This is a genomic window from Aeromonas sp. 602200, assembly GCF_049173895.1.
Classification (GTDB): Bacteria; Pseudomonadota; Gammaproteobacteria; order Enterobacterales; family Aeromonadaceae; genus Aeromonas; species Aeromonas veronii_A.
Genome location: NZ_JAAKSL010000010.1, coordinates 64,174 through 81,939, shown reverse-complemented (window position 1 = coordinate 81,939; position 17,766 = coordinate 64,174). Strand labels below are relative to the sequence as shown.

Here is a 17,766-nt window from a genome sequence, read left to right as displayed (position 1 = left end):
GCGATATCTAGTCAAGCTGCGTGGCTGTGGCCCAGCTTGCTGTCCAATTCGGCCAGCTTGGCCTCCATCCTGGCACGGCACACTTCGGAGAGCTCGCGAATGCCAGCGGCACCGTGCTCCTTGCTGCAGACCGGTGCCATCACTTCCACCAGCACTTCGCCGTTGTCCCAACGATTGAGGTCGATCTGACCGAAGTAGCTGGAGCAGACGATGGGCACCACGGGCACTTCAGCCTGTACCGCAGTGTGGAAAGCGCCCGCCTTGAATGGCAGCAGGCCACGCCCCTTGGAGCGGGTCCCTTCCGGGAACATCCAGATGGAGGTGCCGCGATTCTTGATGCGATCCACCACCTGACCTATGGTGCCGATGGCACGGGAGCGGTTGGAGCGGTCGATCAGCACGTTGCCGGATAGCCAGAAGATAAGGCCGAAGAAGGGGAGCCACAGCAGGCTCTTCTTGCCCACCGCCACCACACCGGGCTGCACCGCACCGGTCACGGTGAAGATGTCGAAGTTGCTCTGGTGGTTGCAGACGTAGACCGCCGGGCCGACCGATTTCACCTCGTCGGCCACCGTCACCTTGACTCGCAACCCGATCAGCGGGCAGACCGCGTGATACATGCGAGCGAAGACATAGACGTTGTTGGGATGGCGCGGACGAACCAGACAGAGCAGCAGGCCGAACAGGAACCAGAAAATGAGCAGCAGACCAAGCAGCAGCACACGGGCAATTTTGAGCATCGAACACCTCGAGTTTTAACTCGGCGCAGTATACTGATCCCCCTTTTAGCGAACAAGCGTTCGCCAAACAGAACCGACCACCCTCCCCGTCACGCCACCCACAGTGCTGCTCATCAATACGCCGCCGACTTGCCCCACCCGCCATTGGTCGTTAGGATGGCCCCATCTTGATGGACGGGGCGAACATGATGTTGCAACAACGGGTAGCGAAACATCTCCTGCTGCTGGTCTGCCTGCTGGTGCTCAATTGTGCGGCCCAGCCGCTGGCCCGGCTTGCCCTGCTCGATCACGCTCTCAGCTGTCAGGCACTGCCCGTTCCAGGCTCGGCAACGGATCAAGAGGATGCCAAACCGGCCAGCCCGCAGCTAGGCAGTTGCCAGCTCAACAGCAAGTGGCTGAGCGCCGCCACCCTGCTCTGCGTCGAACAGCTCTTCTTTGCCGTGGCGGTGCTGATCGCCCTGCTGGCTCCCCTTTGGCGCTACACACCGCCACTGCCCCCTCCCAGAGTCATCTCGCCGCCCGAGCGGCGTCTGCACCTCACCCTCTGCATCTGGCGGGAATGATTCCGGCTCTTTGCCATTGGTCATGACTCATGTTTGCGAGACCATCGCCGCCTTCTTGCACCAACGGGGCACGACTGCGGCGTACTGAAAACAGATTTACGGCATGGCGTTGTTGCAGGGGAATACCTTGCTGCCCCGACGCAACCACGACGACTGCCGACTAGCTTGCACAAGGCTGGCCACTTCAGGCTGGCACTACCCGATTTTAAGGAGTATCCATGAAACCGACTCTGAGCGCCCTGCCCCTGCTGGCCTCTCTCTGCGCAACCCTGCTGGCTCCGACCCTGCACGCGGCCCCCTTCACCCCTGAACAGGAAGCACGCATCAAGGAGCTGATCCGCGAGACTCTCATCGCCAACCCCAAGATCCTCGACGAGGCGGCCGAGTCCTGGGAGAAGCAGAATGCCGCAGCCCAGGAGGCCCAGCTTGGCAACTTCATCAAGGGCAACAAGAATGTGCTGTTCAACAGCGCTACCAGCCCGCGCCTGGGTGCTAAAAACCCCAAGCTGACGCTGGTGCTGTTTACCGACTACAACTGCCCCTACTGCAAGCAGTTCGATCCCCAGCTGACCAGGCTGCTCAAGGCCTATCCGAATGATTTGGGGCTGGTGATCAAATTGCTGCCGTTCAAGGGGCAGAGCTCCGCCAAGGCAGCCCAGTACAGCCTGACCCTGTGGCAACAGGATCCCGCCCGCTTCTTCGCCCTGCACGACAAGCTGATGAGCAAGCAGGGGATGCTGACCGAGGCGGACATCAACAAGGCGCTGGCGGCCACCGGCAATGTGGCACTCAAACCGGAGGGTAAAGCCACCGAGGAGCTGCGCAACAGCCTGCGCATTGGCACCCTGCTGGGTGTACAGGGCACACCGGCGACCCTGATCGGCAACCAGCTGGTGTCGGGCGCCATCCCCTATGAGGAGCTGGAGCAGCTGGTGAAGGCAGAGCTGGCCAGGCAGAGCTAAGGTCGGGGTCGCCCGCAGGGGCAGGAAGCGCTCGCACTGCGGCAATGGTGAGCCCTCAGGTCACCCCGTCTCCATGCAAAGAGCCCGGTATCACTACCGGGCTCTTTTTTCAGGAAGGAAAGGTGACAAACCAGCTCTATTGGGCGGGCGCCATCATCCCCTGCCCGAGCCGCCCTCTGGCACTGGTACGCTCGGCTTCGTCAAGCACACCATCTCCGTTCTTGTCCATTTGGGTAAAGAGAGCCTCATGATGCGCCATGAACTGTTCCCTGGTCGTGTCCTGCATCGGCCTCATGTTACCCATGTTCCCCATCTTGCCCGGCATGGCCTTGCCTGACTGCTGCATTGCCTCGTGCATCTTGGCCATGGCTGCCTCTCTCTCGGCAATCGAGAGGGTGCCATCCTTGTCACTGTCCTGCCGGGTGAAACGCTGCTCGGCTCTTTCCATAAACTGTGCCTTGGTAATGTCCCCCTTGATGAACATCAAGGGCTCATCGATGCTCTCATTGGCAGCGATGGCGAAACCGCCAAGCAGCACCATAGGCAGAAGATAAAATTTGAGCATGGCTGTCCATTCCTTAGTAAGGGTCTCGGTACGGCCGAGGCCAACTGACGATCGCCAAGATAATCCCCGGCGCCTCCTGTAGTGTAGTCCCTGGGCTATTCCCGACAGGGAGACAGATCCCAAGGTGCCCCGTCACGCTTTTCTGCCAGTGACCTTGCGTCCTATTCATGGCGATGGCGGGAGGTTTCCGTTAAAATGACGGGTTTTTGCCGTGCCTGGTTTGCCAATCCCCACCATCAGGCACTCGCAGCGTGAATCCTATGATGCCAGTGATGCAGGATCTGCCATGAACAACTACTTTCGGGTGCTGGGCGTCAAGTCCAACGCCAGCGAAAACGACATCAAGAAAGCCTATCGTCGGCTGTCGAACCAGTACCACCCCGACAAGCTGCACGGGGCCAGTGAAGAAGAGAAAGAGCAGGCAGCCATCAAGCTGCACCAGGTAAAGCAGGCCTATGAAGTGCTGTCCGATCCGAAACAGCGGGCCGCCTTTATCAAGGATTTCAACAACGTCATCGTGACCGACCCAGCCTCCGCCATGCAGGAGATGTGGGATCAGTTCTACCCCTGAAACAGCAGGCAGAAGAGCAACTATGCAAAAGAGATGGGACCAGGCGCGGCTCAAGTCGCTGCAAAGCGATGCCAGCGAAAACATCGAATCCTACCGGGATCAGGACGACCCCAAGGGACTGGAACAGTTCACCGACCAGATGAAGAGCCTGCTGCTGGCCGATATGAGCATGCTGGAGTTTATGCCCGAGTATCTGCCGCTGGCCCTCTATGGCCGGGTGCAGTTCCCGGCTAAGGCCAAGTCGCAGTGGAACAAGTGGCTCGCCAGCGGCGAGCAGCCGAGCTGGGACGAGTTCAAGGTGAGCGTCGGCTTCAACAACGCCGCCCTGCCGCTGGTCAAGGCGGTGCGGGCCCAGAGCGAAGATCAGCTGATGGAAGCCTGCGCCGTGCTGTTCCTGCTCGACAACCCGCTGCCGCGCGGCAGCCACCGCAGTGATGACGACTATGAACTGCGCGACGAAGAAGATGAAGACGGGGAAGATGCCGACGCCGACTACCATGGCGGCAGTGACCGCTATGGTGATGACGACGGCGATCAGGATATGTACGACGAAGTCCGTTTCTAATTGGGGCAAGGCATGAGCAACAGTCTGATAGAAATTACCGCCATCGAGATCAAAGAGCTGGCCGTTATCGAGCCGAAGCAGGCCAGCGAGAAGTTCGAGCTGATCGCCAAGACCATGTCTGACGACCAGCTGGCAGAAGTGATTGAAAACATTGATATCGTTACCCTGACCCAGATTAACGGCCAGCACGACATCTCCTTCCCCTCCATCATCTCCGAGCTGATGACCCCGGAGCGGATCCGCGACATCGTCTGCCAGCAGCCGCTCTACTGGGAAGAGGCGATCAAGAACAACGCCGACGAGCTGCAACAGCACACCTTCGACTTCCTCAACTACCTGATCCGCACCCAGGATAGCGAAGCCAAGCAGCGCGAGATCCTCGAATGCGTGGCCGAAGATCCGGCCGGTCTCTTCTACCTCGCCATCCCCTTTATCGAGTTCTATCGCGGCGATCGCTATGAAGAGGACGAAGGCTATCGCGACGTGCTGCACGCCGAAGAGGAAGATCTCGAAGAGTCCCTGCGCTACAGCGAGCGCCAGCAGGCCGAAGACAGCCACGACTATGCGCTGGACGACCCGCGCAGCCTCTTGATGCTCATTCGCGAGCTGGCCCCCGAGGTGGAGAAAGCCATCAAGGCGCTGCTGCGCAACGAGCACTCCACCTGGGATGGCATCATCAACAAGTTTGCCGCCGAACTGGTGATGCAGGCCAAAGAGAAGAACAAGGTCGAGGAAGACGAGTACGGCGACGTCGACGACATGTTCAGCTTTCTGGATTAAGGAGCCCATTCATGCAGTTAGTCATTCGCGATGCCAACCAGGGCCCCTTTCTGACCCAGGTGCTGCGCTTTGGCCGCGACAACGAACTCTTGAGTCAGCAGCAGCTGGCCGCCATCAAGGGCAAGGCGGTGCTGATGAGCCTCAAATTCGCCGACAAGTACTACAACAAGTACAAGATGCACCTGCTGGAGCAGGCGGCCCACGACGTCATCGGCGTGGTGAGCCTCGGCCTGCAGGAGCTCTCGGCGCGGGATCCGGCCAAGGCGCTGGCGCTGCTGCAGGCGCCGGAAGGCCCCATCAAGCCGTTCCAGAAGGGCTGGTCAATGCTCATCACCGTCAGCCCCAAGCAGGCTGGCAACAGCCTCTACGGTGACGTGGATGCGCGGCTATTGGACAAGATCTCGAGCCCGCCCGATGTGGAGGAGTGGCAAGGGTGGCAGGAGTACGAGAAGGCGCTGACCGAGCACAACAAGAGCCGCCTGATGGAACTCATCGACCAGCACTTCTTCGCCTGCGAGAGCGACCACCCCACCATGGAGGACAAGCTGGCCGAAGCGCTGCTCTACCGCATCCTCTGCGGCAAGGGCAGTGGCGCCGCCCCGCTCAAGGTGAAGCAGGATCTCAAGCGCAAACTGGCGCGGGAGATTGAGCTCGACGAGAGCTGGTATGACACCGACTACCTCGCCGCCCAGCTGGCACTGATGCTGAATGCGCTGCCAGCCGACATGGCCGCCGCCTTGCGCCAAGAGCTGAGCCCGGGCTTTGTGCCCAACCTGCTGCACACCCTCGGCTTTGTGCGCCAGTACCAGCTGCTGCAAAAAGAGAACGCCTCGCCGGAGAAGCTCGACAACATCGAGATGCGCGCCGGTCTCAAGCACCCGCTGCTCGGCTGGCCTCTCTACCACGACTTCTAAGGCCGCTTTCGCCGCCCATCAGTTGCACCACAACGCCCGGCCCGCCGGGCGTTGTTCTATCCTCCCCTCACCCTCTCGACAGCAAAGAGAGAACACACGCAAGTCACCCTGCTGCAACCCCTTCTCTTCCCGATATTTATTCACTCAATACCCGAGGATGAATAAACAACCTGCAATACAACAACTTGGCGCCAGCTGCGTTTCGGGACAACAAAGCGGGACGCAGATCGCGTTACAGCGCCATAATCGGCACCAAATAGCCGACTGGATCACATCAACCGTGCCACAACCGCGTGGTAAGCCGAGCTACAACCACGGCTCAATCGCGCATAAAAAGGCGGAATAGATCAATAAAAAGCAATTAATCGCGCCGGATTAAATTTCAGGTATGGCTATTTGCACCGCTTGGCCGCTAAATGACAGACCGGCCTTCAGACCAGCATGGAAGCGCACAAGGCTAGCCGGCAGCAGACCGGTACGCTCTCAGGACGAGTAATGATTTTCTTCTCTCACAGGAGACAGACCGTGAGCGCTTCGAATCAACACCCCACCATTCCCCCCGGCTCCGGGGCGCTGTTCTTTATCCAGACCTTCTCGACCCTGGGGTTTGCCGTGCTCTACTCCACCCTGGTGCTCTACGCCACCAAGCGGCTCGGCTTCAGTGAATCCCAGGCCAACGCCATGATGGGGGTCTTCGGGGCCTTCAACTATGGCCTGCACCTGTTTGGCGGCTATCTCGGCGGGCGCTACCTCAGCAACCGCAACCTGTTCGTGATGGGGATGGTGCTGCAGGTGATCGGCTGCTACTTCATCGCCGAGATGGGGATCACCGGCCTCTACTGGGGGCTCGCCATGTTCCTCACCGGCAGCGGCCTCAACGTCACCTGCCTCAACATGATGCTGACCCAGCGCTTCGCCCCGGATGATCACCGCCGCGAGAGCGCCTTCCTGTGGAACTACGCCGGGATGAATCTGGGCTTCTTTATCGGCTTCACGGTGGCGGGCTACTTCCAGCTCACCGAGGATTACCGCACCCTGTTCCTGTTTGCCACGCTGGGCAACATCATCGCCATCATCGCCACCTTCGCCTGCTGGCCGATTCTGGCGGATATCAGCACCCCGCTGCGCCACGTCAAAGGGAGCGGCTTCTACCGCCGCATGCTGGCCGGGATCGCCATTCTGGCCATGCTGGTGCCGGCGCTGCGTCTGCTGCTGACCCACGCCAGCTTCAGCGGCAGCTTCGTGCTGATCCTGGGTGCCGTGGTGCTGGTGCTGCTCTGCGTGATGACAGCCCGCCACCCGGACGCCGCCGAGCGCAGCCGCATGGTGGCCTACCTGATCCTCGCCCTCGGCTCCCTCATCTTCTGGTCGCTCTACCAGCTGGCGCCTATGGGGCTGATGCTCTTCTCCGAGCACAACATCAACCTCAACGTGTTCGGGCTGCGGGTCGCCCCCCAGTGGATCCAGAACATCAACACCCTCGTCATCGTCATCGGCGGCCCCCTGATGGCGCTGCTGTTCAAGCGACTGCGCGAACAGGGGTGGAATATCGACATCCCCTCCCAGTTTGCCGCCTCCCTGTTCTGCATGGGGCTCGGCATGCTGGTGCTGCCAATCGGCATCCATCTGGCGGGGGCCGACGGGCTGGTCGCCTTCAAGTGGATCGCCATCAGCTATGTGCTGCAGAGCTTTGGCGAGCTGCTGATCTCCCCCATCGGCTACGCCATGATTGGCAAGCTGGCCCCCGCCAGCCTGCAAGGCTTGATGATGGGTTGCTGGATGATGGTGACTGGCGTCGCCTCTGTGCTGGCGGGCTATGTCTCCGGCGCCATGCCGCAAAATATCGGCAGCACCCCGGCCGCCACCAACCCGGGTTACAGCTCGGTGTTCAATATGCTCGGCTGGGGTTCGCTGGCGGGCGGCGTGGTGTTGCTCCTGCTGGTGCCCCGCCTGCGCCAGCTGATCGCCTCCAAGCTCACCCCGCCACCGGCAGCGACCGCCATTCCCGTTTGATCGGGTTCGGGCCAGCCATTTCACTGGCCCCTGCCAGTGCGAACGGTTGAATCAGCAACGCGGCTGATAATGCAAAGGGCCCCACCATCATGGATGGCGGGGCCCTCTCTTTTGGCGGGATAGGTGGATCTTTTGCAGGCTGGCAACCTGGCGCCTGTTGCGGCGTTTGCCCCTATCGTCAGCTTTCCCTCACCCTCACCCTCTCCCAAGGGGAGAGGGGATCAGCACCTGCCAACCTGTAGCCATAGCTGTCACGCTTAGCTATCACGCCATACCACGGTCACTATCAATGGCTGCCATCTCTGCTCCCTTCTCCCACTCTTTGTCATAGATAAGGGGAGAAGGGTCGGGGATGAGGGGACACAAGCCATCCCAGCAGAAGCCATCGACAAGCCGCAGGGCGTTAAATCAAGCAGGAGCACGTAGGGTCGATTAGCGAAGCGTAATCGTCCGCACCGCAATCCCGGTGGCTATGGACAAGAGATCAACTGGCGCACCAGCAGAATTGCGGCAACCTGTTTTCGCGATCGTCTGATTACGCTTCGCTAATCAGACCTACGTCCCTCACATATCCTGATCTAAAGGCTTCTGGCCCTCCCCAAACGACAGTACACTAGCCAAAAAGCTATGGTTGATATCTTAATTAATTTCTGGATAACAGAAATTACTATAAATTTTATTTTACGAGATAATTATGATCATGTCAGACACATACTCTGGTGAAAATGCATATATCTATTCCTCACGTATATTAAACTTCAAAGGTATATCTTCAGTTAGTAAACTACTGACTTCATCAAATATTTTCCTCATGTCTCTTGATAGTCATAACGTACTGTCTTACAGAAATGGTGGGAAGTTGGCACAAAAAAAACTTGATGTTCAAATGGCATTAAATGAACAAGGAATGAAAATTTCCAATCACATAGAGTTTATTGAGTCAAATGCATCACAGATATACCGATATGCATTTATGATTGCTTTAAACTTGTTTTTGTCTGAAAAAAGGCTATTCAACATATCCTATGGTTTTCCATTGCCAAAAATTCGTCTTTTCATGCATCCAGTCTCAATAACGACTGAAACATGTGATGATTCAGAGTTATATCTCCCGATAGTTTCCATATATGATGATGGAACAATCCAGCTTTCTTTTAAGTCCGTAACAGGCTTCCATTACTTATCCGATAAAAGTCTAATTCGGAATATAATAAATAAAAGTCAGTTGAATGTAACATCATTTCTATGCTGTAAAGATCTACTTTTAGCATCTATAGCACATGAGCTATCTAAAGAGACATTGCCAACAAAATTCATTAATCGATTCGTATTCAACCAGATAATGGAGTCCTCCATAAAAGAACCCCATCAAATTGAATTTTGCGAAGAAAAACTAAATTTATTTGAGCTCATACAAACTAACCCAATAACTATAACCGATATAGCCAGAAATTTACTCTCACTTTTGGCCTCCTCAATAGTGCAAGGAAATACAACTTTAGCCTTTAAGTGGTTTCAAAATAGCGTACAGGACAAATATCTTGGTTACTATTGGTGTGCAAAGCCGGTAATTTTTATCGATACACACTCTAGACAAATGAACATAGCCTCTGAAAACTGGAGCACCCATAAATATTTTGTTGACTCAGTAATGTCTCGCGTCATACAAAATAGTCCTAATCCAGAACAATTGCGAAAAATAAATGACATAAGATCTCTTAATGATTACAACCATTTTTACAGCGATGCTATTTCTTTGGTATTGATGTCTAAAGATGCAAGTAATAACCTTACGATTCAAGATTCTTATACATTTGAAAATGTCATATCTGATGCTTTGACTCTTAATGAAATTGGCGAATACATAAAAATTTACTACTGTTACGCGGAGCAACGAATTGAACAGTGTCGTAACACAATTGAGATTGTTCAAGAGGAACTATCATTAATCACTTTCGAATCATCATTAATGTCAACTCAAAAATATGGAGAAATAGCTGCCTTTATACAGTGTGTAAAATGTGGTGATTTCGTCATGAATAGCATCAAAAATGTAGAACGAAAACTTGAAGGTGTAAGAAAGTCTTTGGAGTTAAATGAAAAAATATCGTCTGAAATTGACAACAAAAGAATAACCATATTTTTTGGTGTTCTGGCATCCGCATCATTATCTCCCGAAATTGTACAACCAGCGCTCCAAGCTATGAATTGGGCCCCCAAAGAAAGTGGCACTTTAAAAATAATAGGCTTTCTAATATCAATTGTTTTTGTTTGCTTATGTTTACCTTTAACTAAATTCATATGGAGACATAATCCAAAAAACAAGAATTAATCTTCCTACACATTGGCGTCTCATAACAGAAAGGGCGCTTTCGCGCCCTTCTGTATTAATTACCCTTCCTGATTTTCCCCGGCTACCGGTTCGGCACCGGCGGCGGGTTCAATCTCGATGCGATCGACCCGCTGCAAACCGCGGGGCAGCTTGGCACCGCGGCGGCCGCGCTCGCCGCGGTAGTAGTCGAGATCGGACGGTTTGAGGGTGAGCTTGCGCTTGCCGGCAAACAGGGTGACCGACTGGCCCTGCGGGATGACGGCGGCCATCACCACAAACTCCTCCCGCGCCTTGACACGAGCCGACGGAATGCTGATCAGCTTGTTGCCCTTGCCCTTGCCGAGTACCGGCAGGGTGTTGAGCGGGAACAGCAGCATGCGCCCTTCGTTGGAGATGGCCATGCAGAGATCGGTCTCTGGCGAGCCGATCTTCTGGGGTGCCATCACCTGCCCCCCTTCCGGCACGGTGAGCAGCGCCTTGCCGTTCTTGTTCTTGCCGATCAGGTCGTCATAGGTGCAGACAAAGCCGTAACCGGCATCACTGGCGATCAGATACGGCTCACCCTCGTTGCCCATCACCAGATGGCGCACCTCTTCCCCTGCCCCCAGCGCAAAGCGGCCGGTGAGCGGTTCGCCCTGACTGCGCGCAGAAGGCAAGGTGTGAGATTCGAGGGCGTAGGTTCTTCCCAAGGTGGAGAGGAACACCGCCTGCTGGTTGCTGCGGCCACAGGCGTGGGCCAGATAGCTGTCCCCCGCCTTGTAGGAGAGCCCCTCGACATCCACGTCGTGGCCCTTGGCGGCGCGCACCCACCCCTTGTCGGAGAGGATGACGGTGACCGGTTCGCTGGGAATAAGCTCTTTCTCGGTCAACGCCACGGCGGTAGCACGCTCCACCAGCGGGGTGCGGCGATCGTCGCCGTACTTCTCGGCATCGGCCAGCAGCTCTTTCTTGAGCAGGGTGTTGAGACGACGCTCGGAGCCCAGAATAAGCTCCAGCTTGTCGCGCTCTTCGGCCAGCTCGTTCTGTTCGGCACGCAGCTTGAACTCTTCGAGCTTGGCCAGATGGCGCAGTTTCAGCTCGAGGATCGCTTCGGCCTGGGTCTCGGTAATGTTGAAACGCTCCACCATCACCTTGCCCGGCTCATCCTCGGTGCGGATGATCTCGATCACCTCGTCGATGTTGAGGTAGGCAATCAGCAAGCCTTCGAGGATGTGCAGGCGAGCCAGCACCTTGTCGAGGCGGAACTGCAGGCGGCGACGCACCGTCTCGCGGCGGAACTGGATCCACTCGCTGAGGATGGTCTTGAGGCACTTCACCTGCGGCCGGTTGTCGAGGCCGAGGATGTTGAGGTTGACCCGGTAGTTCTTCTCCAGATCCGTGGTGGCGAACAGGTGGGCCATCAGCCCCTCCACATCCACCCGGTTGGAGCGCGGCACGATCACCAGACGGGTCGGGTTCTCGTGGTCAGATTCATCGCGCAGGTCGGTGACCATCGGCAGCTTTTTGGCCACCATCTGGGCGGCGATCTGCTCCATGATCTTGGCGCCGGAGGCCTGATGAGGCAGAGCTGTGATGACGATGTCGCCATCCTCCTCGCTCCAGACCGCCCGCTGCTTGATGGAGCCCTTGCCGGTCTCGTAGATTTTGCGGATATCGTCGCGCGGGGTGATGATCTCGGCGTTGGTCGGGTAGTCCGGCCCCTGAATGTGCTGCATCAACACATCCAGCCCCGCATTGGGGTTGTCGAGCAGCTCGGCACAGGCGTAAGCCACCTCCCGCGCGTTGTGGGGCGGGATGTCGGTCGCCATCCCCACCGCGATACCGGTCACCCCGTTGAGCAGGATGTGTGGCAGGCGGGCGGGCAGCACCACCGGCTCCTTCATGGTGCCGTCGAAGTTCGGCGTCCACTCCACCGTGCCTTGCCCCAGCTCAGAGAGCAGCAGCTCGGAGAAGCGCGACAAGCGCGCTTCGGTATAACGCATGGCCGCGAAGGATTTGGGATCGTCCGGCGCCCCCCAGTTACCCTGACCATCCACCAGCGGGTAGCGGTAGGAGAAGGGCTGGGCCATCAGCACCATGGCTTCATAACAGGCGCTGTCGCCGTGCGGGTGGTACTTACCCAGCACGTCACCCACGGTACGGGCTGATTTCTTGTGCTTGGAGAGGGCCGACAGACCCAGCTCGCTCATGGCGTAGATGATGCGCCGCTGCACCGGTTTGAGGCCATCGCCGATATGCGGCAAGGCCCGATCCATGATGACGTACATGGAGTAGTTCAAGTAAGCCTGTTCGGTAAAGGTGCGCATTGGCTGGCGCTCTACCCCGTCCAGACTGAGCTCGATAGCATCACTCATGTGATTTTCTCTTTCGGTTCGGGAGCCGCCACAGGGCGACTCCGGCTAAATGCTTGCCGGCCCCGAGAGGGCCGGCCGACGGCTTAGATGATGGCGAGGTTGCCCTTCTCTTCGAGCCACTCACGGCGATCGCTCGCCCGCTTCTTGGCCAGCAGCATGTCCATCAGCTGCAGGGTCTCGTCAGCAGCATCCCCTTCACTCTCCCCTGCCGGATCCATGGTGAGCTGCACCAGACGGCGGGTGTTGGGATCCATGGTGGTTTCCCGCAGCTGTTTCGGGTTCATCTCACCCAGACCCTTGAATCGGGTCACCATCACCTTGCCCTTCTTCTTCTCGGCTTCGACCCGCTGCAGCACGCCATTCTTCTCGTCCTCGTCGAGGGCGTAGTAGACCTCTTTACCGATATCGATCCGGTAAAGCGGCGGCATGGCGACATAGACGTGGCCCTTCTCCACCAGCGCACGGAAGTGCTTCACGAAGAGGGCGCAGAGCAGGGTGGCGATGTGCAGACCGTCCGAGTCCGCATCCGCGAGGATGCACACCTTGCCGTAGCGCAGGCCGGAAAGGTCGTTGGAGTCGGGGTCGAGACCGATGGCAACCGAGATGTCGTGCACCTCCTGCGAGGCGAGCACCTGACCGGCCTCCACCTCCCAGGTGTTCAGGATCTTGCCGCGCAGCGGCATGATGGCCTGAAACTCGCGATCCCGCGCCTGCTTGGCACTGCCGCCCGCGGAGTCACCCTCCACCAGGAACAGCTCGCCCTGCATGGGGTCGGCGCAGTTACAGTCAGTCAGCTTGCCGGGCAGCGCTGGGCCTTGGGTAATCTTCTTGCGCACCACCGTCTTGGCGGCGCGCATCCGGCGCTGGGCGCTGGAGATGCAGATCTCGGCGATCTGCTCCGCCAGCTCGGTATTGCTGTTCAGATAGAGGCTGAAGGCATCCTTCACCACGCCGGAGACAAACGCCGAGCTCTGACGGGAGGAGAGGCGCTCCTTGGTCTGACCGGCGAACTGTGGATCCTGCATCTTGATGGAGAGGATGTAGGCGCAGCGATCCCAGATATCTTCCGGGGTCAGCTTGACCCCGCGCGGCAGCAGGTTGCGGAACTCGCAGAACTCGCGCATGGCGTCGAGCAGGCCCTGACGCAGGCCGTTGACGTGAGTACCGCCCTGGGCGGTGGGAATGAGGTTCACATAGGATTCGGCAAGGCATTCGCCCCCTTCCGGCAACCAGCAGAGCGCCCAGTCCACCGCCGACTGTTCGGAGCTGAACGAGCCGATAAAGGGCTGCTCCGGCAGGCAGGTGAACTGCTTGACCGCATCGACCAGATAATCCTTGAGGCCATCTTCGTAGCACCACTCCAGCTTGATGCCGGTGTTCTTGTCGAGGAACTTGATGGTGAGGCCGGGGCAGAGTACGGCCTTGGCTTTGAGCAGGTGTTCCAGCTTGGTGACCGAGAATTTGGGCGAATCGAAGTAGCTCGCCTGCGGCCAGAAGCGCACCCGGGTGCCGGTGTTGCGGCGACCGCAGGTGCCGGTGATGGTCAGCTCCTGCACCTTCTCGCCACGCTCGAAGGCGATGTCGTAGACCTGACCGTCGCGACGCACCGTCACCTCGACCCGATCGGAGAGGGCGTTTACGACCGAAATACCCACCCCGTGCAGACCGCCGGAAAACTGGTAGTTCTTGTTGGAGAATTTGCCGCCCGCGTGCAGCTTGCAGAGGATCAGCTCCACCCCGCTGACCCCCTCTTCCGGGTGGATATCGACCGGCATGCCGCGGCCGTCGTCGATCACCTCGAGGGACTGGTCTTCATGCAGGATCACCTCCAGATTGCGGGCGTGACCTGCCAGCGCTTCATCGACGCTGTTGTCGATGACCTCCTGGCCGAGGTGATTGGGCCGGGTGGTGTCGGTATACATGCCGGGGCGGCGACGCACCGGCTCAAGGCCATTGAGGACCTCAATGGCATCCGCATTGTATTGAGTAGACATGGAGGGCCTTGCGAATTGACGTTTGGGGAGAATCTTACTCGTTGGGAGGGTATTGGACAAACTTGGCTGCGGGAAAGGGTGATCCGGAGGGGATTGCGCCCCTCCCAAGGCGGTTTCAGCTCCCTTCGGCGGGGCCCGGCAGCGCCTGTTGCAGCTGGGAGAGCGAACTTTGCAGCCGCCACACCATGCCTGCCAGCTCTCGCGCCGTGCCATCACCATGGTTGGCCAGCCCCTGACTGATCCGCTGCAGCTCGGCCAGCGTGCGGTCGAGGGAGGCGTGCTGCACCCCCTGCTCGGTGAGGATCCCCTTCAGGCTGCGGATACAGTTGTCGCGCACCAGATAGAGGGGGTGCTCGTCACCGCGCCACTGGCGCAGCTGCCAGACGATATGGCAGCAGTTGAGCAGCACCACGCCCCAGCGCAGCCCCCAGAGGCGGGCAGTCTGATCCTGACTCTGACCGAGCTGGCTGATGCAGTGGTAGATCAGCGACTCGAACTGACTCTCGCTCTGGCGCGGGGCCGGCTCCAGCTGATCCATGAAGTGGCGGCGCAGGGAGCGGATAATCCGGCGGCTCTTGCGCCGATCCGAGCTGGGTCGCAGCAGCTGAAACGCCAGCGCGGCGCTCATCACCCCCAGCATCTGGGCGAGGCTGCTGTTGATGAACTGCTGATAGTCGTAGCTGGGCGGATTGATGATAGCGAGAAACGAGCCGAGCAGCACGATCATCTGGCCCCAGAGGCCCGCCTGCCGCACCTGCTGCTGTTTGCAGAGCTGCATGGTGAGCAGCGCCGGAAAGAGCAAGAGGCAGAAGAGCCAGAAGTCGTCGATGCGAATCATCAGGCCAAACTTGACCGCAAAGCAGATGAGGCTGAGCAGCAGGATCGCCCTGAGCATGGTGTTGGCCCCCTGAGCCGGGGCCGGGGTCGCCGAGTAGAGCACGCAGCAGATGGAGAGCATGGTGAGCGCCGAGCTGCCCGCATCCCATTGACTGTTGATCCAGAAGGTGCAGCCGAGCAGCACGCAGAGGAAGGTGCGCCCGCCGTTATAGGCGGCCTCCAGCGTGTCGGTATGGCTGGTGAGGGAGGTGTGGCGGGGCGGCGCCGGCCACTCCTGATCGTCGTAGCGGGTCAACCGGTCAAGCCAGCGCTGACACTCCAGATAGCTCCAGCAGAAGTGGCGCAGCCGCAGCAAAAAGGTGCGCAGTCGATAATCATGCTCGCTGGTCGGCATCAGGGGAGCCAGTAACCTCGCGACCCGATACTTGTCGCACCCCGGCTTGCCAAGCTCGGCCAGCAGGGTGGCGAGCAGCACCTGAATGCCTTCCGGTTGTTCCGGCCAGTTGTGCAGCATGCGGCGCTGGCTGGAGATAAGACTGATGAGCCGCAGCTGGCGATGGAGCAGGAAGTTGAGCAGCCGGTTCTGGCGCCGCAGCCGGTGATGGCTCCAGACCGCCTGAATGCGCAGCACGTTCATGGTGAGGATCTGGTCGATCAGCCCTTCGTGGGAGCTGCGCACCTCGGGCGTCATCTCCCCCAGCCAGAGCAGCTGGGCATGCTCCAGCAGGCGGGCTTGGCTCTTGCGCAGGGATTCCAGCAGGGTTTCGCTGTCGGAGGTGCTGGGCAGGATCATCATCATCAGGCCGCCGCAGAGGATGCCGATGATCACCTCGCTCACCCGCGCCTGGGCAATATCGAAGATATGGTGGGGATCCGCCACATTGACGCAGGAGAAGGCGATGATGGCGGCCGTATAGCCACCGAGGGCAAAGGCGTAGGAGACGTTGTTCTGATAGTGGTTGGAGATGTAGGTGCACAAGCCCAGCCAGAGGGCGATGAGGAAACTGAACAGCCAGGGATCGCTGATGCCAAGACCGGTGATCACCACCGCCGCCATCGCCCCCATCAGACTGCCAACCACCCGCCCCAGACTCTTGCTGATCACCCCGCCCACGGTGGGAAAACTCACCACGGCAGCCGAGCTCATCGCCCAGTAGGGAGAGTCGAGCTGCAGCACGAAGGCCAGCCAGAGCGACAGGCACATGGCCAGCGCATTGCGCAGGGCATAGCGCCACTGCCCCCCTGTCGCCCTCCCCCAGGGGGTGCGCAGCCAGAACGACTCGCTCACCCTACTCGCCAATGGTGATGGTGCAGGTGGTACCGGCGATCAGCGTCACGTCCGCCGGTACATCCAGCAGCTTGATCCGCACTGGCACCCGCTGGGCCAGCCGCACCCAGGGCACGTTGGGTTTGACGTCGATCAGCAGGCCGTTGCCGCCATCGACGCTCTGATCGTGGATGGCGCGCCCTATGCTCTCCACCTCGCCGCGCAACCGCTGCTCACCACTGTAGAGCACCACCTCGGCCGGTTTGCCGGGTGCTATGTGGCCAAGCTTGGTCTCTTCAAAGTAACCCTGCACATAGAAGGAGTGAGTATCCACCAGCGCCACCAGCGGCACGCCGGCGCTGGCATAGTTGCCGACCCGGGTCTGCAGGTTGGTGATGTAGCCATCGCTCGCGGCATGCACCCGGGTCTTGGCCAACGACCACTCCGCCTTCTCCAGATTGGCCTGTGCCACCTGATAGGCCGCCTGCATCGCCTGGGCATTGAGGTGCGCTTCGTCCATCGTCTCGGCGGAGATGACGCTGCGCGACAGGCCACTGCGTCGGTTCGCCTCATGCTCGGCCTTGTCGAGATCCGATTTCGCCTTGGCCAGCGCCGCCCGGGCATTATCGAGGGCGATCCGGTAGGGCTCGGGGTCGAGCGTAAAGATCTCCTCCCCCGCCTTCACCAGCTGGTTGTCCTTCACCGCGATCTTGATGATCTTGCCCGACACCTCGGGGGTAATGCTGACCAGCTCGGCGCGCACCTTGCCATCCCGGGTCCAGGGCCCCTGCATGTAGTAGTTCCACAGCCACCAGCCCGCCGCCAGCGCCAGCGCGCAGACCAGCAGGGTGGAGAAGTATTTGAGGGTCGCGAGAGGTGATTTAGCCATGTAACAGCATCCATAGAGCGCCGCTGACGGCGAGGATAAAGAGGGAGAGATCCATCAGCAAGGGGTGCCAGACATCCCCGCCATAGAGCCAGTCGCGCAGCAGATGGTGCACCGACAGCCAGCAGAGCAGGCCGAGCAGCACCGCCTTGAACAGCGGCGGAAAGTAGAGAGAGGCGCCCAGTACCAGATCCGGCAGCGCAGAAGGAGTTGTCACAAACGTGCTCCCTGTTGGCAGTGAAGTTCAGAAGAGTCAGGCCATCCCCTGCCCCGGGCGAGGCACAGTAAACAGGCAGCTAAAGATTAACACTGCCCCGCAGGGCGCAACAGGAACATATGAGCCCCTTTTGTTCAGACCTGTCGATCCGCTGGATGGTGCACGCCATCGCGCGTCGGCACCTCCCCCAGCTCAAACGGGTTCAC

The 17,766-nt window shown here is 58.8% G+C and carries 15 protein-coding genes; 8 read left to right on the top strand and 7 right to left on the bottom strand.

Annotated elements, in window-relative coordinates:
* Positions 1 to 11 precede the first annotated feature (11 nt).
* Positions 12 to 740 carry a 1-acylglycerol-3-phosphate O-acyltransferase gene (locus tag G5221_RS13135; RefSeq protein ID WP_421172394.1) on the bottom strand — a complete coding sequence of 243 codons (729 nt, stop codon included), beginning with the start codon at positions 738 to 740 and terminating at the stop codon, positions 12 to 14.
* 185 nt (positions 741 to 925) lie between these two features.
* Between G5221_RS13135 and G5221_RS13130 the strand changes: the two genes are divergently transcribed.
* Together G5221_RS13130 and G5221_RS13125 are read left to right on the top strand one after the other, a co-directional pair.
* Entirely contained in the window at positions 926 to 1,303 is a 378-nt protein-coding gene (locus G5221_RS13130; protein ID WP_421263374.1) for a hypothetical protein, read from the top strand.
* A 218-nt stretch (positions 1,304 to 1,521) separates the two neighbouring features.
* Complete coding sequence (locus G5221_RS13125) at positions 1,522 to 2,265, top strand: DsbA family protein (protein ID WP_421263373.1); 744 nt, start codon at positions 1,522 to 1,524, stop codon at positions 2,263 to 2,265.
* Between the two features lie 136 nt (positions 2,266 to 2,401).
* Here the strand turns inward: G5221_RS13125 and G5221_RS13120 are convergent, their stop codons facing one another.
* A complete protein-coding gene (locus G5221_RS13120; RefSeq protein ID WP_421263372.1) occupies positions 2,402 to 2,830 on the bottom strand; it encodes an EF-hand domain-containing protein in 429 nt (142 codons plus the stop codon).
* Positions 2,831 to 3,116: 286 nt separating this feature from the next.
* Here G5221_RS13120 and G5221_RS13115 point away from each other — a divergent pair, with 286 nt between their 5' ends.
* The 6 genes from G5221_RS13115 (at position 3,117) to G5221_RS13090 (ending at position 10,005) form a co-directional block, all read left to right on the top strand.
* The gene (locus G5221_RS13115; RefSeq protein WP_005343121.1) at positions 3,117 to 3,401 is read left to right on the top strand and encodes a DnaJ domain-containing protein; all 285 of its coding nucleotides are present in this window, start codon (positions 3,117 to 3,119) and stop codon (positions 3,399 to 3,401) included.
* 22 nt (positions 3,402 to 3,423) lie between these two features.
* Complete coding sequence (atcA, locus tag G5221_RS13110) at positions 3,424 to 3,966, top strand: cold adaptation protein AtcA (RefSeq protein ID WP_064335393.1); 543 nt, start codon at positions 3,424 to 3,426, stop codon at positions 3,964 to 3,966.
* A 12-nt stretch (positions 3,967 to 3,978) separates the two neighbouring features.
* Positions 3,979 to 4,746 carry a cold adaptation protein AtcB gene (gene atcB, locus G5221_RS13105; RefSeq protein WP_026458895.1) on the top strand — a complete coding sequence of 256 codons (768 nt, stop codon included), beginning with the start codon at positions 3,979 to 3,981 and terminating at the stop codon, positions 4,744 to 4,746.
* Between the two features lie 11 nt (positions 4,747 to 4,757).
* Positions 4,758 to 5,660: a cold adaptation protein AtcC gene (atcC, locus tag G5221_RS13100; protein WP_421206164.1), complete on the top strand. Its 903-nt coding sequence runs from the start codon at positions 4,758 to 4,760 to the stop codon at positions 5,658 to 5,660.
* Positions 5,661 to 6,185: 525 nt separating this feature from the next.
* Positions 6,186 to 7,673 (top strand): peptide MFS transporter, encoded by a 1,488-nt coding sequence (locus G5221_RS13095; protein ID WP_421263371.1) that lies wholly within the window; start codon positions 6,186 to 6,188, stop codon positions 7,671 to 7,673.
* Between the two features lie 694 nt (positions 7,674 to 8,367).
* Positions 8,368 to 10,005 carry a hypothetical protein gene (locus G5221_RS13090; protein WP_421263370.1) on the top strand — a complete coding sequence of 546 codons (1,638 nt, stop codon included), beginning with the start codon at positions 8,368 to 8,370 and terminating at the stop codon, positions 10,003 to 10,005.
* A gap of 59 nt (positions 10,006 to 10,064) precedes the next feature.
* Here G5221_RS13090 and parC read toward each other — a convergent pair whose 3' ends face one another.
* The 5 genes from parC to G5221_RS13065 form a co-directional block, all read right to left on the bottom strand.
* A complete protein-coding gene (gene parC, locus G5221_RS13085) occupies positions 10,065 to 12,359 on the bottom strand; it encodes a DNA topoisomerase IV subunit A (protein WP_101530211.1) in 2,295 nt (764 codons plus the stop codon).
* A gap of 83 nt (positions 12,360 to 12,442) precedes the next feature.
* Positions 12,443 to 14,353 (bottom strand): DNA topoisomerase IV subunit B, encoded by a 1,911-nt coding sequence (gene parE / locus G5221_RS13080; protein ID WP_213387748.1) that lies wholly within the window; start codon positions 14,351 to 14,353, stop codon positions 12,443 to 12,445.
* Between the two features lie 115 nt (positions 14,354 to 14,468).
* A complete protein-coding gene (locus G5221_RS13075) occupies positions 14,469 to 16,478 on the bottom strand; it encodes an FUSC family protein (RefSeq protein ID WP_421263369.1) in 2,010 nt (669 codons plus the stop codon).
* A 1-nt stretch (position 16,479) separates the two neighbouring features.
* Positions 16,480 to 17,346, bottom strand: a complete 867-nt coding sequence (locus G5221_RS13070) for an HlyD family secretion protein (RefSeq protein ID WP_156853640.1) — start codon at positions 17,344 to 17,346, stop codon at positions 16,480 to 16,482.
* Complete coding sequence (locus G5221_RS13065) at positions 17,339 to 17,581, bottom strand: DUF1656 domain-containing protein (RefSeq protein ID WP_421249677.1); 243 nt, start codon at positions 17,579 to 17,581, stop codon at positions 17,339 to 17,341. Before G5221_RS13065 ends, G5221_RS13070 begins: the two co-directional genes overlap by 8 nt.
* Positions 17,582 to 17,766 lie beyond the last annotated feature (185 nt).